Source organism: Psychrobacter sp. M9-54-1 (assembly GCF_016613355.1).
Taxonomy (GTDB): Bacteria; Pseudomonadota; Gammaproteobacteria; order Pseudomonadales; family Moraxellaceae; genus Psychrobacter; species Psychrobacter faecalis.
This window is the reverse complement of sequence record NZ_JADGFW010000004.1, coordinates 60,613-82,262: the sequence shown is the minus strand read 5'-3', so window position 1 is coordinate 82,262 and position 21,650 is coordinate 60,613. Positions and strand designations below refer to the sequence as shown.

19 protein-coding genes are annotated in these 21,650 nt (G+C 42.9%); 6 read left to right on the top strand and 13 right to left on the bottom strand.

Annotated elements, in window-relative coordinates; genetic code table 11:
- Positions 1 to 31: 31 nt before the first annotated feature.
- From IQ457_RS01500 to ahpF, 4 genes are all read right to left on the bottom strand, one after another.
- Positions 32 to 820 (bottom strand): hypothetical protein, encoded by a 789-nt coding sequence (locus IQ457_RS01500; RefSeq protein WP_200661801.1) that lies wholly within the window; start codon positions 818 to 820, stop codon positions 32 to 34.
- Positions 821 to 965: 145 nt separating this feature from the next.
- Complete coding sequence (locus IQ457_RS01495) at positions 966 to 1,799, bottom strand: hypothetical protein (RefSeq protein WP_200661800.1); 834 nt, start codon at positions 1,797 to 1,799, stop codon at positions 966 to 968.
- A 54-nt stretch (positions 1,800 to 1,853) separates the two neighbouring features.
- The gene (locus IQ457_RS01490) at positions 1,854 to 2,720 is read right to left on the bottom strand and encodes a hypothetical protein (RefSeq protein ID WP_200661799.1); all 867 of its coding nucleotides are present in this window, start codon (positions 2,718 to 2,720) and stop codon (positions 1,854 to 1,856) included.
- Between the two features lie 173 nt (positions 2,721 to 2,893).
- Positions 2,894 to 4,471: an alkyl hydroperoxide reductase subunit F gene (ahpF, locus tag IQ457_RS01485; RefSeq protein WP_200661798.1), complete on the bottom strand. Its 1,578-nt coding sequence runs from the start codon at positions 4,469 to 4,471 to the stop codon at positions 2,894 to 2,896.
- Between the two features lie 514 nt (positions 4,472 to 4,985).
- Here ahpF and IQ457_RS01480 point away from each other — a divergent pair.
- Positions 4,986 to 5,234: a YdcH family protein gene (locus tag IQ457_RS01480; RefSeq protein WP_144296708.1), complete on the top strand. Its 249-nt coding sequence runs from the start codon at positions 4,986 to 4,988 to the stop codon at positions 5,232 to 5,234.
- A 184-nt stretch (positions 5,235 to 5,418) separates the two neighbouring features.
- On the opposite strand, the gene IQ457_RS01475 is transcribed toward IQ457_RS01480, so the two are convergent.
- Complete coding sequence (locus IQ457_RS01475; protein WP_191690340.1) at positions 5,419 to 6,288, bottom strand: glucose 1-dehydrogenase; 870 nt, start codon at positions 6,286 to 6,288, stop codon at positions 5,419 to 5,421.
- 470 nt (positions 6,289 to 6,758) lie between these two features.
- The gene (gene ahpC, locus IQ457_RS01470) at positions 6,759 to 7,325 is read right to left on the bottom strand and encodes an alkyl hydroperoxide reductase subunit C (RefSeq protein ID WP_191690338.1); all 567 of its coding nucleotides are present in this window, start codon (positions 7,323 to 7,325) and stop codon (positions 6,759 to 6,761) included.
- 280 nt (positions 7,326 to 7,605) lie between these two features.
- On the opposite strand from ahpC, the gene IQ457_RS01465 reads away from it, so the two are divergent.
- A complete protein-coding gene (locus IQ457_RS01465; RefSeq protein ID WP_144296710.1) occupies positions 7,606 to 8,514 on the top strand; it encodes a hydrogen peroxide-inducible genes activator in 909 nt (302 codons plus the stop codon).
- A 54-nt stretch (positions 8,515 to 8,568) separates the two neighbouring features.
- Positions 8,569 to 9,243, top strand: a complete 675-nt coding sequence (locus IQ457_RS01460) for an HD domain-containing protein (RefSeq protein WP_207161659.1) — start codon at positions 8,569 to 8,571, stop codon at positions 9,241 to 9,243.
- Here IQ457_RS01460 and IQ457_RS01455 read toward each other — a convergent pair.
- From IQ457_RS01455 to IQ457_RS01425, 7 genes are all read right to left on the bottom strand, one after another.
- Complete coding sequence (locus tag IQ457_RS01455; protein WP_200661797.1) at positions 9,221 to 9,826, bottom strand: methyltransferase domain-containing protein; 606 nt, start codon at positions 9,824 to 9,826, stop codon at positions 9,221 to 9,223. The genes IQ457_RS01460 and IQ457_RS01455 overlap by 23 nt on opposite strands.
- 80 nt (positions 9,827 to 9,906) lie before the next feature.
- Positions 9,907 to 10,587 (bottom strand): M48 family metallopeptidase, encoded by a 681-nt coding sequence (locus IQ457_RS01450; RefSeq protein WP_200661796.1) that lies wholly within the window; start codon positions 10,585 to 10,587, stop codon positions 9,907 to 9,909.
- A gap of 2 nt (positions 10,588 to 10,589) precedes the next feature.
- Positions 10,590 to 12,152 (bottom strand): DUF1513 domain-containing protein, encoded by a 1,563-nt coding sequence (locus IQ457_RS01445; RefSeq protein WP_200661795.1) that lies wholly within the window; start codon positions 12,150 to 12,152, stop codon positions 10,590 to 10,592.
- A gap of 3 nt (positions 12,153 to 12,155) precedes the next feature.
- Positions 12,156 to 13,301 carry an imelysin family protein gene (locus IQ457_RS01440; protein WP_200661794.1) on the bottom strand — a complete coding sequence of 382 codons (1,146 nt, stop codon included), beginning with the start codon at positions 13,299 to 13,301 and terminating at the stop codon, positions 12,156 to 12,158.
- A gap of 100 nt (positions 13,302 to 13,401) precedes the next feature.
- Positions 13,402 to 15,063, bottom strand: a complete 1,662-nt coding sequence (locus IQ457_RS01435) for a di-heme oxidoreductase family protein (RefSeq protein ID WP_200661793.1) — start codon at positions 15,061 to 15,063, stop codon at positions 13,402 to 13,404.
- Between the two features lie 317 nt (positions 15,064 to 15,380).
- Positions 15,381 to 16,835, bottom strand: a complete 1,455-nt coding sequence (locus tag IQ457_RS01430) for an imelysin family protein (protein ID WP_200661792.1) — start codon at positions 16,833 to 16,835, stop codon at positions 15,381 to 15,383.
- Positions 16,836 to 17,125: 290 nt separating this feature from the next.
- A complete protein-coding gene (locus tag IQ457_RS01425; protein ID WP_200661791.1) occupies positions 17,126 to 17,779 on the bottom strand; it encodes an OmpA family protein in 654 nt (217 codons plus the stop codon).
- A gap of 514 nt (positions 17,780 to 18,293) precedes the next feature.
- On the opposite strand from IQ457_RS01425, the gene IQ457_RS01420 reads away from it, so the two are divergent.
- The 3 genes from IQ457_RS01420 (at position 18,294) to minC (ending at position 21,603) form a co-directional block, all read left to right on the top strand.
- Positions 18,294 to 19,262 carry an acyltransferase gene (locus tag IQ457_RS01420; RefSeq protein ID WP_200661790.1) on the top strand — a complete coding sequence of 323 codons (969 nt, stop codon included), beginning with the start codon at positions 18,294 to 18,296 and terminating at the stop codon, positions 19,260 to 19,262.
- A gap of 216 nt (positions 19,263 to 19,478) precedes the next feature.
- Positions 19,479 to 20,570 carry a hypothetical protein gene (locus tag IQ457_RS01415; protein WP_207161658.1) on the top strand — a complete coding sequence of 364 codons (1,092 nt, stop codon included), beginning with the start codon at positions 19,479 to 19,481 and terminating at the stop codon, positions 20,568 to 20,570.
- Between the two features lie 154 nt (positions 20,571 to 20,724).
- Entirely contained in the window at positions 20,725 to 21,603 is an 879-nt protein-coding gene (gene minC, locus IQ457_RS01410) for a septum site-determining protein MinC (protein WP_227671148.1), read from the top strand.
- Positions 21,604 to 21,650 lie beyond the last annotated feature (47 nt).

The window sequence follows — 21,650 nt, the reverse complement described above, 5'->3', positions numbered from 1 at the left end:
TATTGAAACACCTAACTAGCTGTAGATAACATCATTGTAATGGATAATCTTTAGGTGCTTGATACCCTTTTTTTGGCTCGTATTTTATTGTATAGACCTGATTGTTATAGGTATTCTTTTTTGAGGCATCATAGTTATACTCATGACCATTGACTGTAATTTCTAGCGGGTAGAACCCATTTATCAGCGTCGTTTTATCGATATTGAGTTTGGCTTTAAGCAATGTGCAATATTCTACCTTTCTATCTTTACTACAACCTGAAGGCGCTGTCGATTCATTATAGTACTCAACTTCCGCTGCTATGTGACTGTCTATAATCTTTCTCGATTTAGAGTCTGGTGTCATGAGGATATATTCAGAAAAAGATTGATTGTAGTGCGAGTCACTATGAATGTTAATAAATCCCCACTTATCAGAGGCAACTTGTATCAGCTTCCAGTCTTTTAGTCCTGCACCAGAAGCACCTGCATTCATCACTGGATTAGCGTATTCCACCTCCCAGCCCGAACCTTGTGGCTTTAAGACAAACATACCAACCAGTCCAGTATCGGCATGAGATCCAGAATCATTTCCACCTTCTTTATTAAATGATACCTCTCCAATGACGACCACATATAAACGCTTGCCTTGCTTGGTTTTTACCTCTAGTTGTCTATCAATTTTAATACAGTAACCACTTTTTAGGTAAACGTCCTCATCAATTCTAGAACCGTTATTAGCCATAATACCTTGGCACTGTTGAGCCTTGTTGTAGATAGGATAGTATTCTTTAATAATCTCATTGACGCTTTTTGCCGATGCAACATTTGATAAGCTCATAAGCGTAATCGCACCAACAGCGCTGAAAGTTATTTTTGATCGTTTGAAGTTAGTCATGTTTTATCTTTTCCTAAACGCTTAACGGTTATTTTTTGCGACAGCTGCAGCGTGATGTACGTTACGATATAAACAATAAAGTCGACACTTAAAAACTGACATCTTTCATTGGATAATCATTAGGTACTTGATACCCTAATCGGGGTTGATACTTAATAAGATAGACTTGATTTTTATATACCTTATCCTCTTCAAAACCGTTTAGCGTAATCTCTAACGGATAAAAACCATTGATTACCGTATTTTTATTCACGTTTAGTTTAGCCTTCAAAAGTGTGCAGGTACTGGCATCAGAGTTGCTACAGCCTCCTGCTGACCCAGATCCTGCATTAAAATGTTCATACTTGGCTTCTATCCAGCTTCTTCTAATATTACTCTTATCTGGAGTAAGTAAAATAAAAGCCGAGCCTGAATAAACCCAATGCGAGTCACTATGAATATTAATAAATCCCCACTTATCAGGGGCAACTTGTATCAGCTTCCAGTCTTTTAGTCCTTCACCAGAAGCACCTGCATTCATAGCTGGATTAGCGTATTCAATCTCCCAGCCTGAACCTTGTGGCTTTAAAACAAACATGCCTACTAGACCAGAAAAGACGTGTGCCCCATAAGCTTCGCTACCGTCTTCATTAAAACCTATGTCACCAATGACTGATATATATAACCTTGTGCCTTGTTTGGTTTCTACCCTCAATTGTCTATCAATCTTAATACAATAACCGCTTTGATAAAGTGTTCCTTCGCCATTTGATGAGCCATCATTAGCAATAATACCTCGACACTGCTTTGTCTCATTATAGATAGGGTAATACTCTTTAATAATTTCATTAACGCTTTTCGCTGAGGCAACATTTGATAAGCTCATAAGCATAATCACACCAACAGCGCTTAAGGTTATTGTTGATCGTTTAGGTTTTGGCATGTTTTCTCTTCTCTCATGAGGTCAAATGTAACGGTTATAAATCTTCTAGCTCATCTAGTTCTCTAAACCTATAGGATAGTTATCAGGTATCTGATAGCCCTGACCTTTTTTATAAAAAAAGGTATAGTTTGCATTTTTATAAGTCTTATTGTTTTTGCGACCGTTAATCATGAAACTTAGAGGATAAAAACCATCAACGACTTTACTCGTATCAATGCGCTGTAATTTAGCCTTGATATCATCGCAGACCCGTTTTACCTCATCGCTACAAAGATCAGTATAAGCACTAAAATTACTATTATTAATCGAGCTTTTTATAATATTTTGTCCATTAGGCGTTAATATAACCAAACTGGTTTCTACATAACCCAAATACTCGTAACCATCCTCATTTATAAAGCCCCAAGTATCGGGAGCAAGTCGCATCAGCTTCCAACCACGTAGTCCCATACCTTGTGCACCCGCACTCATAATAGGACTTGCCGATTCTATTTTCCAGTTGTTGCCATTTGGCTTTAAGACAAACATACCCACCAAGCCTTGGTAAAAAAGAGCGTCATTACTATCTATCAATCCCTCCTCATGCTCACCAAATTTTATATCGCCAGCGACTAGTACATAGAGACGTTTGCCTTTATTAGTTTCAACCACAACTTGACGATCAATTTCAACACAATGACCCGCTTTGTTATCTTCAGCAGAAAAGATTCCATAAAAACTTGATTCAACCACCACACTTTGGCACTTAAGTTTCTTATTATAGAATGGATAATAAGGCTTCAAGAAATTCATAAGAGTGTTGTTTGATATAAGACTATTGGTTTGAGAGGTGTTTGCTAATGCCTGACTTCCAAAAAACATATAAGCTAAAGTAGCTACTAAGGTTATGCGTTTTAAAGCTGATGTGTTTAAATGGGGCAAAGCAATCTCCTTTTCACCGTCGTTTTATCGATAATCCATTTAGTTACACTCTATACATTTTACATTGCCAAACATACGTCACCTTATGTTATTTAACAAGCATTAAAATATTTCCCATAAAAAAACCACCTCAAAATAGGTGGCTTGTTAGACTAAATCTAGCGTGAAATAACTTACTGCATCACCAAGTATTCAAACGCTGATAATGCTGCTTTTGAACCCTCACCCATCGCAATATTAATCTGCTTAAATGGCACGGTGGTCACGTCACCACAAGCAAAGATACCTTTGCGGTCAGTACGGCAGCGCTCGTCAATCTCAATCTCACCAAAGCGGTTTAGATCCACAAAGCCTTTGACAAACTCAGTATTGGGCACCAAACCAATTTGCACAAACACCGCTGAAGTATCCAGCTCTTTGGTTTCACTGCTGCTACGATCTTGATAAACAAGCGAAGTCACTTTACCATCTTGCGCTTTAATCTCTTGCGTTGCAGCACTGGTAATGATATCAATATTTGCCTTTTCTTTGGCTTTATTAATCAGTACTTGGTCAGCCTTTAAATCATCGGCAAATTCAAGGACGGTCACGTGTTTAACAATACCTGCCAAATCTAGCGCCGCCTCGATACCTGAGTTACCGCCGCCGACGACCGCAATATCCTTACCTTTAAAGAATGGACCATCACAGTGCGCACAGTAGGCTACGCCTTGACCCACGTTTTCATCTTCACCGGGAACACCAAGCTTACGCCACTGGGCTCCGGTCGCTAAGATGATACTGCGCGTCTCAAACGTCTCACCAGTATTGAGATGAATACGGTAGTTTTCTTCTTCAGTTTCACTGATTTCTTTGACGCTGACATGCTCTTTGAGCGTAATGTCATATTCGTGCAAATGTTTTTCAAAGTTCGCTGACAGCTCACTACCGGTTGTTAAAGGCACAGAGATTAAGTTCTCGATATCTTGCGTGTCTTTCACTTGTCCACCGATTCGGTCGGCGACCATAGTAACTTTTAGGCCTTTACGCGCGGTATAAATCGCCGCCGCCACACCAGCAGGGCCTGCACCGATAATCGTTACGTCTTGCTGCTCTAACTGCTGAGCGTCATCAGCCACTTCGCTCAATAAATCAGGGAACTGCTCTTGTAACTTCTCAATCAATTTAGCCGTATCGATTTTACCATTAGCAAACGGTTTACCATTTAAAAATACCGCTGGTACACCTTGGATATTATTGGCTTCGACTTGCTCTTGAAACAAGGCACCATCAATCATCTCATTACTGATGTCATCGTTGAGCAGCGCAAATTGGTTCAGCGCTTGCACCACATCCGGACAGCTGTGGCAAGACAGAGAGACATAAGTCTGAAACTGTAGCGGCTTATTAAAGCGCTTAATCAGCTTTTGAATCCCTTCATCCAGTTTTAAGGTATGACCGCCCGCTTGCAAAATCGCCAAAATCAACGAGGTAAACTCATGGCCACCCGGAATACCGCTAAAAACGATCCCCGTATCGGTCAATGCATTATCAATATGACTGACGACTTTAAAGCTAATCGGACTTGGTAAGCTGTTATCAGTTGCTGTTGCATCAAAATTGATCTTATCTGTGGTGCCAGCGATTTTAGTCAAAAAATCAATCAGCTCAGCACGTTTGCTATGTTCGCCGCTACCCAATACAAAGGTAATGGGGCGGGTCATGTTTTCACTATAGCTTTTGACTGCGTCTAATAAACCTTGATCTATCATGTTTGTTCCTCATTATTATCAGATATGTAACGTCAGCTATATCGCTGCACATTTAAATAGGGTTTGGTGACAAGCTAAGTATCTGATTTAAAAAGCCATAAATACTTGGCTTACCACCTTTGATACGTCTATTATCAAGGCTTTGGACGTACCACGCAAGCCGATAAACTCAAACTTTATGTTTAATAAAACAAATCATATATAGATATTATTATTTAATTTTAAAACTACCAATCAAAGAAAATCCATGACAGTCATGGTATCGGGTAAATTTTTTCGCTACAATCAGATGAGGCGAATAAGAAACACTCTTATTTACCGGTCGGCAGATTGACTGCTAGTTGTCGTTAACAAACGCCCTTTCTGCTGCGCACAAGCCTGTTCAAAACTGAGCTGAATTGCGATTTGGCTTGGTAAGACTGAAGTCTCACAATCATATAAATTCATCAGAGCACTCTTAACTAAAATGCGCTATGGCTTTACTAAGCCTGCGCTTCATAACAAGGATGACAACATGAGAAAGACTGATACATGGCAAGACAACAGAGATATTATTTGCGAACTTAAGCAAAAAGACAGCTACTTTGCGACCATTTTTGATGAGCATACCAAGCTTGATCAGCAAATCAACCAGCTAGATAAGGATTTGGTGACGCACGCCAGCTGTGACGAAGAAATAGAAAAAATGAAAAAGCGAAAGCTGCACTTAAAAGATGAGATTTATAAAATAATCGATAAAAATAAACTCAATTCTGCGGTGTAAACGCTTTAGTTTATAACGCTAACTGATTCAATAGCGGCTTGGTGCGATGCTTACTTGCTTATCGAACCAAGCCGCTATTTTTTGCCGCGACTTTTATTGGACTTAAATCAATATAAGTCAATAAACGCTCGATGAGCATTGGCTTAACTAACCATTTACTTAATGAAGCACTCATCTACTCACTTTATCCACCGACAATCTCGCCGCCATTTACATGGATAACCTGTCCTGTAACGTAGCTTGCGTCGTCACTGGCCAAGTATAGATAAGCAGGCGCGACCTCGTTTGGCTGACCGGCGCGGCCCATCGGCGTGCTTTGACCGAACTTCTCTATCTCATCAGGGGTAAATGACGCCACAATAAGCGGCGTCCAAATAGGACCGGGTGCGACGCCATTGACGCGGATACCTTTATCCTGACTCATTAAATTATTGGCTAAAGCGCGGGTGAAAGATAAAATCGCGCCCTTAGTGGCAGCATAATCAATCAAATGGTCACTGCCGCGATAAGCGGTGATAGAGGTGGTATTGATAATCGAGCTACCCCCTGGCATATGTGGTAAGGCAAATTTACTCAACCAAAAGTGCGGATAAAAATTGGTATGAATGGTTTTATCAAATTGCGCACTACTGATATCGGTGAGCGATTCTTGCTCAACCTGCATCCCAGCGTTATTGACTAAAATATCAATTTTGCCGAACTCAGCGATGGCAGTATCGATTAGCTTTTGACAGTTAGCTTCTTCTGATAAATCTGACGCCACCAGTAAGCAGCGCTGCTGGTAAGATTCTACGTGCTTTTTGGTCATCTTGGCATCGTCATCTTCACATAGGTAGCTGACCACTACGTCCGCGCCTTCTTTGGCAAATAATATTGCTACTGCTTGCCCAATCCCGCTATCAGCGCCAGTGATAATAGCAACCTTTCCAGCAAGCTTGCCATTTGGATATTCTTTTGGCAGCACCTTAGGGCTTGGGTGCTGCTCTTGCTGCGAGCCTGGTAGCGATTGTTCTTGTTTCGGAAATTCTTTAGCAGATGATTTGTCGTTACTCATAATATCCTCTCTTCATTACCGATTTATGTGATAGGTTCAATGTAAAACCATTTCTGTGCAACTAAGGTGAGTGCTTCGTCGCCTCTACTGTGATGGCAACAAGCGAGGAAAGTTTAACCCAGTCGCACGTAGTCATTGATGTATCGTTTTCGATGTAACGTTTTTATTAATGACGCTCATATACTTAAATGGATGTTGACGTAGATATCTTTAAATCATAAGCATTCTGTGATAAAAATCGAATGAACTTAGGTGACAATCTGTAGACAGCCTGTAATCTTGTCCTAACGCTATCTATCTCTAAATATCTGCCTATAAAAAATAGACAAAAAAACGCCCCATCAATCAAAACCGATGGGGCGTTTTTAAGTCATTATTTAATAGCGTTTTCTTTTAAAAACGAAAACTCACTATTAAATTTTATACTTATCTTTTCGCTAGTCTAAATAGTAAGTTATCTAAGTATATCCTTAGATTTTACCAACTAGATCTAGGCTTGGTTTAAGGGTTTCTTGTCCTTGTTCCCAAGCTGCTGGGCAAACTTCGCCGTCGTTATCACGAACGTACTGTGCCGCTTTTACTTTACGTAGCATGTCTTTTGCACTACGGCCAATACCGCCTGCATGGATTTCAGCGACTTGGATTTTACCGTCTGGGTCTACTAAGAAAGTACCACGCTCTGCCAAACCTGCTTCTTCGATCATGACATTAAAGCCACGAGTGATACGGCCAGTTGGGTCACCAATCATTGGATAAGTGACTTTGCCGATAGCTTCTGAAGAATCATGCCATGCTTTATGTGTGAAATGTGTGTCAGTTGATACTGAGTACACTTCTACGCCTAAGCCTTTAAGCTCTTCGTAATGGGCTGCCATGTCTTCAAGTTCAGTTGGGCAAACAAAGGTAAAGTCAGCTGGGTAAAATAGGAAGATTGCCCAACTGCCTTTTACGTCTTCTGAAGTGATGGTTTTGAAATCACCGTTTACAAACGCTTCTGCTGAAAACTCTGGAATTTCTTGATTGATAATTGACGCCATGATTGGCTCCTTTTTTGATTAATTGATTGTTGTTAAGTTAATTAGTGTTTATGGCTGCAGGTTTTGATTAACCCACTCATTAACTGGGTTACAAGACAAACTATACGCGAATTCTATGGTTAATCCAGTTAAAAGTTTTTAATGTGATGTTTTGTTTTATTAAACTTGTTAAACTATTCTAACGGCTTTTTTTATACGAACATCGGCATTAAATTGCTATAGTACACAAGATAAACGCCCAAAACAAATGGCGTTCAAAACCCATTAATAGAGAGGTTTTATGATTACTTTACGTCAACTTGAGTTTGCCTTAGCAGTTGCCAAACATCGTCATTTTAAACGGGCAGCAGAAGACTGTAATATTTCACAATCAGCGCTGAGTTTGGGTATCGCCGAGCTAGAAAAGCAACTAGATACGCAGATTTTTGAGCGTAATAATAAGCAAGTTTTGATTACGCCTATCGGTGAGGACATCTTGACGCGGGCGCAGCGTATATTTTCTGAAGTCAATGATTTGACTACGCGTGCGCACAGCCATCAATCACCGCTTGCGTACCCGATGACGGTTGGTATCATTCCGACGATTGCCCCTTATCTGCTGCCAAAAGTCCTACCTGCGCTGCGCAAACACTACCCTGAATTTCGGATGACCGTTATCGAGCAGCAAACCGAGCGTTTGCTTGAGCAAGTGCGCTATGGTCATATTGATACCGCCATTATTGCATTGCCTTATGCGGTCGATGGTTTGCATACCTTTGAGTTTTGGGCGGAAGATTTCTTTGCGGTCTTTCCACAGGATGACGTCCATGCCAAGCTTGACAAGATTAATGCCGATGAGCTAGCAACGGCCAATCTGATGTTACTTGGCGAAGGGCATTGTCTGACCGATCAAACCTTAACCGTCTGTCATTTCGACCGCGCGCAAATGAAATCAAGCTTTTCTGATGCCAGCTTAAATACCCTAATACAAATGGCGCTTGCTAATATGGGCACGACCTTGGTACCAGAGATGGCGCTCGATCAGCTGCATTTGCAAAACCAAAATGCGGTCGCAGTGCCATTAGCAGAAAAAGGGCCACATCGTCATATCGCTTTTGTCACCCGCTTAAACTATGCCCGCGTTGATGATGTTAATTTGCTTGGGCAATTATTTAAACAAGCATTTGAAGAGGCAGATCATAAAAAATAAATGACCGGTGGTGAATGGAAGTTGGCTAAAAAGGATGAGGAATAAGGAAATTAAATGATAAAGGCTTTTGCGCACATAGAGACTGAGCTTGGTAAGGTTTTTGCGCAGCATTTTACAGCTATTAATAGCGATGTAGAATCAGAAAAAGTTAACAATCTTTGGCAAGATATCGCTATACGTTATAATGAAGCTCAGCGCGCTTATCATAGCTTGCAGCATATTGAGCAGTTATTTGCGCAGTTTAAGCAGATTAAGCATGTTTTAAATGAGCCGCATATTATCGCATTGGCACTGTTTTATCATGACGTGATATATGCGCCGACGCGCTCAGATAATGAGCTGAAAAGTGCAGAATATGCGGTAGAGGCGCTACGCCCTTATTTATCGGCAGCGCAGTGCCAACATATTTACGAGCTCATTATGATGACGGCCAATCATGAGCTTGCTGACTGCTCAAACGCTCAAAAGAACTTTGATGCTGCCTATTTACTAGATATGGATTTGAGTATTCTGGGGGCATCTTGGTCTGAGTACGAGCAATATGCCCAAGCGGTTCGGCAAGAATATGCGCATGTCTCAAACCCAGATTATCGTGATGGACGTAGAGCCGTATTAACAGAGTTATTGGCGCACCCGAAGCTTTACCTAACCGATTATTATTATGACAGGTTAGAAAAGCAGGCTCGGCAAAACATCAAGCGTGAGATTAAGATTTTACAAGCATCTTAATAAACAGCTCACTGCCTTGCCGCGCCGGATGCGAGTTATAGCTTATTTCCATAATCTCAATATCAAAATAAGGCGCAAAACGCTGCTGGTATTCAGCTTTCGAGCCGCCAAATGGTGGTTCTTCTCGTCCGAAATCCTTATCAAACAGCAGCCCAACCAGCTTGCCATTCGGTTTCAATAATGCGGCCATCTGCGCCACATATTCATCACGGCGCGCAGGATTTATGGCACAAAAAAACGTCTGCTCAAGCACCCAATCAAACTGGTATTGTGCTGGCGATAACGCGAAAAAATCAGCACAGACCAAATGCTCTGCTGGAAAGTTGGGATAGCGCTCTGCGAAAGCCTCAATCGGCGCAGGGGCAAAATCAACCAAGGTGACATTGGTAAACCCTTGCTCATGCAGATAACCGACCTCATAAGCATTGCCCGCGCCCGGTACTAAAATCGCTTGCTCTTTAGCAGATTCAGGCAACTGGTCAATATAAGCTTTGAGCGGTGGTGACACTTGCCCCATATCCCAGCCGATACTGTCCTCTTCATAACGCTGCTGCCAAAACTGCGCTTGATTGACGTTTTCCATAGCACATCCTTGTTTCGATAAAAAACCTTATCTTAGCAGATTAAGACATGACATCTGGTTATTTAGCAGTAGGTCGTACTTTAATCTAACTGCCCTGTTTTACCCGCCAACATATTATGCCAATGCTGGTAATTGGGCATCGCCGTTGCCACCGTTTGCCAAAAAGCGCGGCTATGATTGGCATGATGCAGATGACAAAGCTCATGGACGATGACGTATTCGGTGCATTCGATAGGATAGGTTGGCAGATAGACGGACAACCAAATTCGCCGTGCGCGGGTATTGCAACTGCCCCAACGCGTATGCATTTTCTTTAGACGTATTTCATTAGCATAAGCGCCGACAATCGGTTGCCATTTTTCAAACAGAGAAGGTATGACTTCAGAAAGCTGTTGCCGATAGTAGGCAATTTTTTTATCGTGATTTAAGGTGAATGATTGCTCTACGCCCCACAATAGCAGTGTGCTATCGGCAGTTGAAGACTCTTTTATAGATTGCTGTGATGGGATTTGCTGACGTTTATAGCGTTCTAATACATGCGCGTGATTGGCGATTGCCCAAGGCACGCGTTTTTCTATCGCCTGGGCAATTTGCGCTGAGCTAAGAGAGATGGGTATAGAGACCATTAATTTATGCGGTTTTAAGCGGAAATTGATATTTTTAACGCGCTTTTTGCTGATGTGTAGCTCAATATCCGCTTGAGCCAAACAACGTATAGCGCTATTTAATAAGGGCGAATCATACTGTGACAGCACATTCATGCTCAGAGCGCTTGCAAGTGATTGTCAAACGACATCAGATGACATTTGCTGTCTATAAAAATACGCTCAACGTTATCTACTCTAGCAAGTTCAGCAGTTGCTAAATGATTAACAGTTAACGCGGTCAACTGACCTTGTCCATCACTAACGATAAAACCTGAGTGCGCCTTAGTCTTAACATTGGCATTGGCATTGTTAACGCCAGCTTTGTCAGCATTCAGATTTGGCAACACTGCTGCACCGGCACAATCTGGTAAGCTAATATTATCAATCAATGTACGAGTATTTAAGTCATAAATCGCCGCACAACCGCCAATTGGCGTGGTCACACATAATAGGTTACGCTCACTATCAACCGCCACACTGGCGATATATTGATGAAAGCGCTGCCATTGATTATTAGGCATAATAAGAGGTTTAAAATCAGGCTCACCGCGTTGATGGGTCAATACTAACGGCACATTGATATGCTTTTCGCCTTGAAACTGAATACCTATCATCACCGTACCATCGTCATGCATGGCGAGATGACGCACGCTCATCTGATTATGCTCAGGCATAATCTGCTCAAGTAACGCGCCAGTATGACGATTGAGGTAAGCCAATGACGGTCGCATACTGTCTAAATTAAGCTCTTCACGCGACGCTTGCTCGGTTTTGATACCGCCATTGGCAATCACCAACGTTTCGCCATCAGGATGCATAATCAGCTCATGCGGGCCGATACCATGCGAGTCATACTCTGCTATCTTTTGATAATGATCACAGGCATCATAAATGCCAACTTTACCGTCTAAACTTAACGTGTCATTCTCGGTCACGTAGAGCAGTTTACCATCTAAGCTATAACAAGCATGGCCATAAAAATGACGATGCGTAGACGCTTTAATAGCAAACTTTACTTGCCCAGTTGCCGTGTCTAGTACCCAAAACTTTTCGCTCGGGCGCCGACCCATCACCACCACATCGCGTGCTTGGTTATTCTTAGCAGAAAACTTTTGCTTATCAGAAATAGGTTGAACGACAATATCATGCACGCGTTCAGGCATAGTCGTTTGCCAAACGATTTGTCTATCGGAGTCGATACCAACCACGCCGAAGTCATGCTCATTATGACTGGCATCAGCGCTATCATTATTTGCTAAGGCGATGTTTTTCGGCATAGACGCCACGCCGCTAACCCAGCAGACTGGTCGCGGTAGTATTGTGGTCGTATGTGCTGTGCTAAAGTCGCTTACGCTATAAGACTTGGTGTTTTGCTCGTCATCTCTGTGTGAATGATAAGCTTGCTGCCATGCAACTGCCGCTTGCTGACAAGCGTGGCGAAATTGCACGAGCTCGCGTTTAGGCGTCAAGTTTATCAACTGCAACTGCGCGCCCATACCTGCCACATAATCCCATAAGCTGGCATCTGGTTGCTTGTGCTTACGAAAACCATGATGGATACCGACAAGCGCGACTGTACCCATGACAGCAGAAAGCATGGTCAATGCAGATGTTACTAGCAGCTCATTATTAGGCTGCTCTTGTGATTTACCTGCAGTTTTAGTATCGAGAGAGTACATTTTTTAATCGCCATCGGTGCTGTTAAAGCCAACGCGCAGACCAAGGGTTGGAATCAATTGACGCTTAATAATGCGCGTAATGCTCGTGAGATGATCAAGTAGTTCCTGCTGCGTCGCTTTATCAGCAGTCGCTAAATCCTCCGGCATTTGTGCCAATAATGTCGTGGTATCGGCAAGCGCGGTCGATAGACTATCCGCCACTGCATTTTCATTATTGCCACCAAGAATAGCAGTCAAAACAGGGTCAGTCATTGCTTGATTTAAGGTTGCCAATTTCGCAGTGATAATCGCGCGGCTTTGTCCAGCGGTTGCAGCTGGCAAATGACCTTTTGCTTTAGCAGTTAAACCCAATGGCTGGTCGATAGCGTTAGATTTCATCGTCTCAACCAATGACAGCAGCGAGTTAAACCATTGGTTTAAACCTTGATCGCTCTCGGCGGTTTTATCAATTGCTAGTAAATCAGTAGCATTTTGCTGCCAGTTTTTCTCGATATCTTTTAGACGTGTGCTCAAAGCGCTGCTCGCGCTCATCACATAAGCGCACTGCCCAGCATCCAAACTATCATTGGCATAAAGTACCTCTTCTAAGCCTGGCACGCCTTGCACGATGGCGCTCTCGTTAGCCAACTGCTCGGCGGTAAGCTTGGAATTGGCAGCAATCAAATCAGCGACCCCGCTATGTACCAGTCCGCGCTCATCAGGATAGTAATTGATATATAAATTACTCATGCTCGCCGTCGCTGGTCCAAAGTTAACCATCTCAGCGCTTGCCCAAGCTTGTGCGAGCACCAGCCATTGGTCGCGCAATTCTTTTAGCGCATCACCGCTCACGGGCGCTTGCTGACAAGATTTCTTCGCCAAATCATGCAATAAATCACTCTGCTTTGCGGCATCTGCATAGGCTGGAATGACAATGTCATTTGCCACGTGGGTCAGATAGGTTTTTTCGGTATCAGGACTAATATCAACAGCGCTAATCTTTTCAGCATTATTGTCTTTTTTGTCAGGAGTAGTAGAAGTAGCACTTTCTTGGGCGACTTGGCTATCTACCTCTGATACTTTATTTTCTTCCGCAGGTTTGACGCAGCTAATTAGAATACCAGCACTTAGCGCTGATAATGCCATTGCTAAAGCAGGATTTATTTTCATAGATTTCTCAGTATTTGGATGAATATTGATATAAGTAATTATTTAATTTGGTATTTCTTACGTTGAATAACCATCGCTTTTAACACTCATACGCTTATTTTTATAATGACTTTAAGAACGCATTCAACTCACTGCGTCCTTGTTTATCAAGCTTAAGTACTTTTTGCTTCTGCTTTTCCGCTTCGCCGCCATGCCAAAGTACCGCTTCCATCAAAGTACGCGCGCGCCCATCATGTAAAAACGTCGCTTGTGGATCGACGGTTTGCGCAAGACCAATGCCCCACAAAGCAGGCGTGCGCCACTCATAAGAGTTTGCTAAAAACTCAACCTGTAAATCTTTCGATGGTAGCTTACCCGCAATGGTACGATCAGCTAAGCCATCGCCCATGTCATGCAACAATAAATCGGTATAAGGATAAATCACTTGGCCGTACTGCTCAAGATGGTCATCGTCGGTTTTTGGCAACTGATAACGCGGCGTATGGCAGCTTTGACAGCCCATATCATAAAAGCGTTTTTTACCTGCCAATACCAGCTTGTCTTCGGCATTGCGGCGATGCGGCACCGCCAGATTACGGGTATAAAATTCGACGAATTTTGCTACCTCATCATTGACTTCTACGGGCGGCTCACCATTACCTTGCTCATCAGCCCCTGTTGCGGCATTCACACAAGCGGTCTGCGCTGGCATACACGATTCATGCGGGCGGATATTCGAGGTAAGCCCCATATCCTCATTAAACGCACTTTGGTTTTGAGTAATCAGCTTGGTTTGACCAGCTTTCCAGCCAAAGCGTCCTAATGCCACTTTACCCGTTTGTGGATCCATGACTATATTAAATTTACCGCTAATGTCGCTATTAGCGCTATTTACTTTGATTGCTTGTTTTTTAATATCATCGTCTGGAATCTGTTCGAGTAACCCAAGCCCAATCATCGGTAAGGCTACCCGCGGCGATACCATCAGCTCATCGTCAAATGGCCCATAACCGGGTTTGGTCAGATTAAAGGTTGGCGCGCGCAAGGTCTCGACATGACCATCAGCAAATGTAACGGCTTTATCGCTCCACTCTACTACAATTCGGGCTTCAGCAGGCACGCCTTGCACACCGCGGTCCTGCAATTGACCGCCATACATAGGATGGACGACTTTTTCAATCAAGGAATCTTTTAGCTTTTGACGCTGCGCTTCGGTAGTCGCCGGCATAGCAAGGCGAATCAGCAAGCTGTCGGCATCGTCATCAGCGTTCATCGGCGCATGACCACGACCGTCTTTGATATGGCAAGATTGACAGGCAGCCACGTTAAATAAAGCACCAAGCCCATCACGGCTATCGGTACTCGCCGGCGCGACCACCCAAGGTTGCCTAAAAAACGCATTGCCGATAAAGAAAGACCCTTTACGTGAGGCGGTGATATTTGAGGAAGGTTTAGAGTAGCTTTCGCTCGTGGTAATACTAATGCCCGTATCGCCACCTTGTTTGATTTCTTGCGCATCAAAGCTGGCAAGCTGCTGCATAGGGACGCCTGCTAGCGCTTCAATCGTTTGAGTACGCTCAGGCGTTATATTTTGCAAATAGCTCCTGTCTTGGGCTTTATTGTCGTTATTATTGGCGGTGTCGTCCGTTGGAGATGGCTGGCAGGCGCTTAATGAGAGCACGCATGTCACTCCTAGCGATAGCTTTAATAGCGAATTTTTAAATATTAAAGGAGAATAAAACGCGGTAGATTGTTTGGCGGTTGACACATTACTGCTACTCATAGGGAACCTTAGTTCTGGTATGGAACCATTAAAAACGCGTGCTATAATTTTTTCACTTTTATTTGATAAGCATTTTTAGTCAATAGATATTTCAATTCGATAAATCATTGCTGCGCTATAAAAAAACACGCTGCCAACAGCGGTCGACAACGTGTATATTATACCCAAATTATTTTTCTATAAAAATAATTCTCATTCACTGATAACGACTCATCAGGCACATAAATACAGGCTATTAAGGCTTCCTAAATTGGAACCGAAAACTTCATTTTAAATAGCCGCCCTTTTAAATAACTGTCCTTTTAAATAAGACCTACTTAAAACTGTGAACCTGCATCAGCGTCTAAATTATCAATGCCAACGGCTTTTGCTGCATTTTCAATACCATCGGTTAGCTGTTGTAAGCTTGTGATACTACTTTCAATCCAGCCGCGGCGTTTGTTTTGCTCTTCAGCAGAAATACCGTGCTTGCTGGCTTGACCTACGGTTGCAATCATCTGATCGACCTTGATGCCTTCTTTCTCAGCTTTTTCAACGATGACTTTAAACGCTGCTTCGACGTTAGCAAAATCAGTCGCAAGTTTATCAGCCGCTTCTTTATTGCCGGTATCGACAAGATAATTCTTTAGTCCATAACCGCCTACTGTCTTGCCAGCGACGGTTTTATAGCCGCCATTAAAGATATTTTGAATACCGCGGGCATTATTGGCATAGCTTAAATGGGTCAAATCACTAAAGCATTCATGCTCATCTTCGGTAGAGCCAGTGACGAACGCCACCTGTATACGCTCAGAAGCTAGCTCGCCAAGCGCTAAGCTGCCCATTTGATACATGATTTGACGCAGACCGTTTTTGTCTTTACGAGCCATCATATCGCTACGTAAGGTGTTTTCGCTATCAGGTTGCCACTGGGCTTCCATCGCGGTCAAATCATCGATCAATAACTGGGTAACCGCTTTTAGATACTGTCCACGGCGCTCGCAAATACTCGCATCTGGGTTTGTCGTATCGCCGCTGGTACATTCGCCCTCGGTCGTTATATAGTCGCTCACCGGACGATTACCTGCACCTTCACCAACGCCATTGGTATCTTGTCCCCACAGCAGAAACTCAATCGCATGATAACCGGTGGTGACATTGGCCTCACTACCACCAATCTCGTTCATCTCAGCCAATAAGTCAGGCGTAATAGTGCTGGTATCTTGCTTGATACTACCAACCGTGATGCTCTCGCTATTGATAATATTATCCTGACTGTTATATTCACCCTCATAACTGTCACTGACATAGTCAATCAAAGCTTCATCTAGCGGCCAAGCATTTACCTGCCCTTCCCAGCCATCAACGCTACCAAGCGCGCGTTTATCATCAGCGGTCACAAAGCCTTCGTCAAAGCGAAACACTTCAGTCTGTGAATATGGCTGACGCGCGGCTTTATAGGCAGCCTTTGCAGCGTCAAGATTGGCTTGGGTCGGCGTGTCCACATAAGTATTCACTGCTGTTTGTAAAAGTTTGGCCGTTTCTAAAGAATCTTTATAGGCGGCGTGCGCCATATCAGCATAGCTAATCAACAATCGATCGATATGCGCCTGATCAGCAGCGGAAGACGTTTTATTGTCGCTTTTTTGGGTTGCTTGGACGTCGGTTTGTGCCTCTGACGCTGTGGTCTCATCAGACTGTTTGGTACATCCTGATACTAGCAGTATCCCTGCCAATGCAGCAGCTAAAGTAGTCGGTAAAATTTTACGGCTTATCGCTGGGCTGATATTCATACACATCCTCGATGAGATACATTAGATAAAATGACAAAAGATAAAGTAATAAAGTGATAAAAGGAAAGCTTAAAGACTTATAATTTCAATAAGATAAAATCCATTTAAACCCTAGTTAAATTTAAACGCCCGCTAAAGGCTGACAAAATTTAACCCCTGCAAATTATAATGTTATTGATAACTATTATCAAATGTAATTTTTTGAGTATTAGACAAATTTCAAGCAAAAAAAAGACCAACTTTGCGTTGGTCTTTTTTAATTTATATTATATTTTAAATATCAGTAGCGATTAACGAACGCTGCTTGGCGCATTAAGGGTCAACTCAACACGGCGGTTTTGTTGACGGCCGTATTCAGAACTATTATCAGCAACTGGACGAGACTCGCCATAAGCAACTACATTAATACGGCTAGAGGCTACACCGCGAGCACTTAGATAGTTTGCTACCGCATAAGCGCGATCACGTGATAATTTCATGTTATAAGAATCAGAACCTTTACTATCGGTATGACCGGCAATAGTAATAGTGTTCTGGTTATATTCATTCATTGTAGCCGCAAGTTTATCAAGCGTTGGTCTAAACGATGGGTTCAACGAAGCACTGTCAAAAGCAAAAGTAATGTTACCTGGCATAACCAAGTCAATGTTACCGTTTGCATTTGGGGTAACCGTAACGCCAGTACCCGCCATTTGCTGCTCTAGCTGCTTCGCTTGACGCTCCATGTAGTAGCCTACGCCTGAACCCAATGCAGCACCGATAGCCGCATCACGACCAGTCTTATCACCGCCTGTTGCTTTTGAGATAGTGGCACCACCAGCTGCACCCGCTAGCGTACCGATAGCAGTTTTATTTAAACGTTGCTGTCCAGTGTTTGGATCAGTCGTACAGCCACTCAATGCTAAGCCTGATGCCAATGCTGCAACCATTAATGTATTACGCATAATATGTCCTCTTAAGTTGAAAAAATGGGCTATCAATATAGGTATCGATAAATAAACGGTGTTTTTATAGATATTGCTTGTCACGAATATGCGTCAACAAACCTTTTTATTTGTTTATTCACACTTACTATTATTATGGCAATTACCGTCTATTTGTGTGTAATATTTTGTCACATCTATGTATGGAAAGTGCATAAGTATCTATAGTCTAGTGTTTATAAAAGCACGTTGTTTGTTACCGCAAGTCACGTTTACAGTCGTACACTCTAATTATTTTCTGCTAACATTATCTTATAAAAACTTTGGTACAAACATTTTACGAATTAAAAATCCGAAAAATTACTGGACTAAAATAAGGTCTTACCTAATATTAGTACTAAAATTTATTAAATAAAATGCGATTATAATTTGCTAAAACTTGTTAGAAAAATGAGCCGTATTTTTGAGATGATATAAAACACCGGTTTAACCATAATAATGAAACGATTAACGAGCAAATAGTAAGGAATAAGACATGCGTTTGAACGCTGCGATGCAAAAAATACACGAACGCGCGCCAAAACTTGGCAAAGCAATGTCGCTTACCACAGCGGCCGGAGTCATCGCTGCCAATAGTTTTGGCGGCAGTATTCCATTATGGCTTATGGGCGTTGGCAAAATTATCACGGGCGCTCCTATCGCTGATAAGACGGTAATAAAGATTGCCGAGCACTGGATTGGTAGCAATAATGCTTTGATTGATACCATGTTACCGCGTAAGGATTGGCGCATTCAATTGCCGGATGATGTACATATGGACGGCAAATATCTGCTGGTCAGCAATCATCAGTCTTGGGTAGATACCAGCATCGTGCAATACATTAGTGAAAAACGCTTACCACTGACCCGGTTTTTCACCAAGTTTGAGCTCATCTATATTCCTATCGTTGGGCAGGCATTTTACTTTTTAGACTTTCCAATGATGCGGCGCCATTCTAAAGAAGCAGTTGCTAAAAACCCAGCGCTTAAAGGTAAAGATATCGAAGAAGCCAAGCGCGCTTGTGCGTTATTAAAAGACAAGCCGTTTACCTTGTTGAATTATTTGGAAGGCACACGCTTTACCCAAGAAAAACACGATAAACAAAACTCGCCTTATACCCATCTGTTGAAGCCGCGCGCTGGCGGTCTGTCGCTAGCCATTAATGCCTTGGGCGCTGATATCGATGGTATCTTAGATATGACCATCGTCTACCCTGACGGCGTGCCAACCTATGGCGATTTGTGGAAAGGCAATATCAAACGCTTAGGCGTCGATGTCCGCCATATTGCCATACCCGATGCGCTGTTTGCCGGTATTCAAGACGGCGGCTACGAAAACGATGAGGCCGTTAAAGCGCAAATGTTTGAATGGGTCGAGCAAATTTGGCGCCAAAAAGATCAGCGTATTACAAAAATGCTGGCAGAATTTGAGAGTCATCCGCAAGCGGCGCATCAAAGTGAATAAAAAAGGACATTAAAAAAACTGATTAAAAAAAGCCATTAAAAATTATGGCTTTTTATATAAAAAGATAACGGCTAAAATACCAAATTATAATGGTTGATGGCTTGTTTTTTGGCATGATTCATTGATAATGTGAATAACCATTAAAACTTGCCGCTTATTTGGTAGTGATTGGCAAAAGATTACTCACTACCAATGCCATTTACTACTAAATAAGGTATGACTGTGCCCGCCTCTTCTACCCGTGCGCCGATAACACCAGCGCCTCTTCAGTCCTCAGACCTACCCAGCAGCCCGCCGCCAAGACCGAATCGTCCCCAGCCCAATCGCTTGAAGCTGACCTATGACATCGTGATGCTCATCGCCATCAGTATTGATTTATTTTTAATCAGTACTGACGCTATTTTGATGAGTAATTTTAGTAGTAATGCTGCGCAGTGGTTGAGTATGAGCGAGGCATTAAACTGGTATCAAAACCATATTCATGACTCGCTACGGACAGCGGGCGGTTTTTTTACGCTCTTCTTGATTGCCGAGTTGCTATTGCGCTGGGCAGTTGCTATTAAAGAAAAGGTATATTACCGCTGGTTCTTTTTCCCTTTTGTGCATTGGTATGAAGTGTTAGGCTGTTTTCCGCAGTTGCGCGCGCTGCGCCTATTTCGCGCCGTGATTATCGGGCGCCGCTTATATCAGCTAGGTTATCAAGTACTGCCACAGCCGTGGATTAATCGCATTAATTTTTATATTAATTTGCTGTTAGAAGAGCTGTCTGACCGCGTCATCTTAACGACCATTCAGACGTTTCGTCAGCAGCTGACCGATCCTAACACTCATAAATCCTTTATCGAATCTACCATTGCCCGCAATCGCAATGAGATTGAAGCGGCGATATTATCGCTACTGCGTAAAGAGCTGGCGCCAAAACTTCAGGCACTGACCGAGTCATCGGGCGGCGGCACTATTGTCGCCACCGAAATGGGTAACGCTATTAAAGAGGGGTTGGCCAATACGCCTGAACTACGCCGCTATCTGCGTATGATACCCATTGCTGGGACGTTAATTGAGTCGCAGCTACAACATGTCGGGCATAATATCGGCGAAAACGTGGTATATGCACTGAATGAGCGCCTGCTTGACGCCGAACGTATTGACGCGTTAATGGTTGCTATTGCCAGCGGCGTTGCTCAAATCGATACCGACAACAGCGCCCTTGATACATTAATATCAAGCATCATCGCCGATGGTTTAGACGAATTTGAAGCCCAAATAAAAGTGCAGCAATGGAAGCATCAAGACATGCTTAATTTGTAGTGTTTTGAATGAAAACCAGATTTTTTGACAATCATACTTTTGATATACACATTTTTGAAAGCCACACTTTTAATAATCAGACTTTGATGCTATATGCCGAGGCAAAAACGGCACATTGAACACCGCAACACGACCATTTTTGAGGATGTATATTATGACGATTTCAGACAACAATCAGCAGGCGCTTGACTCGCCTGAAATGCCAGCTTTGGCATTTTATGGCAAAATGCTGACCTTTTCACGGCTGCAGTTTAGCACCGATGATTTTGCGGCGATTGGCAGCCAACTTGAAAGTACACTGAGTAATAAAAATAGCAATATTCCTGTATTGATTGACAGTGAAGTCGAGCAGGATTTAGCAGCATTGGTAGAGCTGCTTTGGTCATGGGGTTTGCAGCCTATCGGCGTGGTCACAGGTTTGCTTGATGAGCAAGCACGTCAGCTACGCTTGGCGATATTCCCAGCGGATGGCAAACGTATCGAGCGTATTTTGCCCAGTAAAAAAGCCACTACACAGTTAAGTCAAGTAGCAGTTTCTAAAGACGGCGCACAAACAACACCTGCGAACGATTCTGTCAGCTCTACTACGGATAATGCTGGCTCAGCTGTAAATAGCCAAGCTGCTGCCACTACCGAGGTAAATGCAACGACTGAAACCACCTTGACGGCAGAGACGCTTATCAGTGCCGAGCATATTACCAGCTTGATTTATGATCAAATGCTGCGCTCGGGACAAAGCCTCAACCATGTCGGTGGCGATTTGATTTTGACCAACAGTGTCAATAGCGGCGCTGAAGCCATTACTGACAACAACCTACACGTCTATGGTCGCGCCCAAGGTCGTTTGGTCGCAGGCGCAACTGGCGATAAAGACGCGCGTATTTTCTGCCAAGTATTTAATCCTTCACTGGTATCGGTCGCTGGTACTTATTGCCTGCGCGATAACCTACCCGAGCACGTAATTGATAAATCCGTTGAAGTGCGTTATTTAGAAGGTCAGGGCTTGGTCTTTACGGTCATGGATAACGCTTAGGTTTTATTTAATCTTTAGACGACTCAAAGGCGTCATTTCATCATTAT

What these genes read in the sequence shown, in the direction of transcription:
- IQ457_RS01415 (WP_207161658.1), top strand. Translation starts at nt 19,479, where the DNA reads ATGACTGTGCCCGCCTCTTCTACCCGTGCGCCGATAACACCAGCGCCT.
- IQ457_RS01435 (WP_200661793.1), bottom strand. Translation starts at nt 15,063, where the DNA reads ATGAGTAGCAGTAATGTGTCAACCGCCAAACAATCTACCGCGTTTTAT.
- IQ457_RS01430 (WP_200661792.1), bottom strand. Translation starts at nt 16,835, where the DNA reads ATGAATATCAGCCCAGCGATAAGCCGTAAAATTTTACCGACTACTTTA.
- ahpF (WP_200661798.1), bottom strand. Translation starts at nt 4,471, where the DNA reads ATGATAGATCAAGGTTTATTAGACGCAGTCAAAAGCTATAGTGAAAAC.
- IQ457_RS01480 (WP_144296708.1), top strand. Translation starts at nt 4,986, where the DNA reads ATGAGAAAGACTGATACATGGCAAGACAACAGAGATATTATTTGCGAA.
- IQ457_RS01455 (WP_200661797.1), bottom strand. Translation starts at nt 9,826, where the DNA reads ATGGAAAACGTCAATCAAGCGCAGTTTTGGCAGCAGCGTTATGAAGAG.
- minC (WP_227671148.1), top strand. Translation starts at nt 20,725, where the DNA reads ATGACGATTTCAGACAACAATCAGCAGGCGCTTGACTCGCCTGAAATG.
- IQ457_RS01460 (WP_207161659.1), top strand. Translation starts at nt 8,569, where the DNA reads ATGATAAAGGCTTTTGCGCACATAGAGACTGAGCTTGGTAAGGTTTTT.
- IQ457_RS01500 (WP_200661801.1), bottom strand. Translation starts at nt 820, where the DNA reads ATGAGCTTATCAAATGTTGCATCGGCAAAAAGCGTCAATGAGATTATT.
- IQ457_RS01475 (WP_191690340.1), bottom strand. Translation starts at nt 6,288, where the DNA reads ATGAGTAACGACAAATCATCTGCTAAAGAATTTCCGAAACAAGAACAA.
- IQ457_RS01495 (WP_200661800.1), bottom strand. Translation starts at nt 1,799, where the DNA reads ATGCCAAAACCTAAACGATCAACAATAACCTTAAGCGCTGTTGGTGTG.
- IQ457_RS01465 (WP_144296710.1), top strand. Translation starts at nt 7,606, where the DNA reads ATGATTACTTTACGTCAACTTGAGTTTGCCTTAGCAGTTGCCAAACAT.
- ahpC (WP_191690338.1), bottom strand. Translation starts at nt 7,325, where the DNA reads ATGGCGTCAATTATCAATCAAGAAATTCCAGAGTTTTCAGCAGAAGCG.
- IQ457_RS01420 (WP_200661790.1), top strand. Translation starts at nt 18,294, where the DNA reads ATGCGTTTGAACGCTGCGATGCAAAAAATACACGAACGCGCGCCAAAA.
- IQ457_RS01450 (WP_200661796.1), bottom strand. Translation starts at nt 10,587, where the DNA reads ATGAATGTGCTGTCACAGTATGATTCGCCCTTATTAAATAGCGCTATA.
- IQ457_RS01440 (WP_200661794.1), bottom strand. Translation starts at nt 13,301, where the DNA reads ATGAAAATAAATCCTGCTTTAGCAATGGCATTATCAGCGCTAAGTGCT.
- IQ457_RS01425 (WP_200661791.1), bottom strand. Translation starts at nt 17,779, where the DNA reads ATGCGTAATACATTAATGGTTGCAGCATTGGCATCAGGCTTAGCATTG.
- IQ457_RS01445 (WP_200661795.1), bottom strand. Translation starts at nt 12,152, where the DNA reads ATGTACTCTCTCGATACTAAAACTGCAGGTAAATCACAAGAGCAGCCT.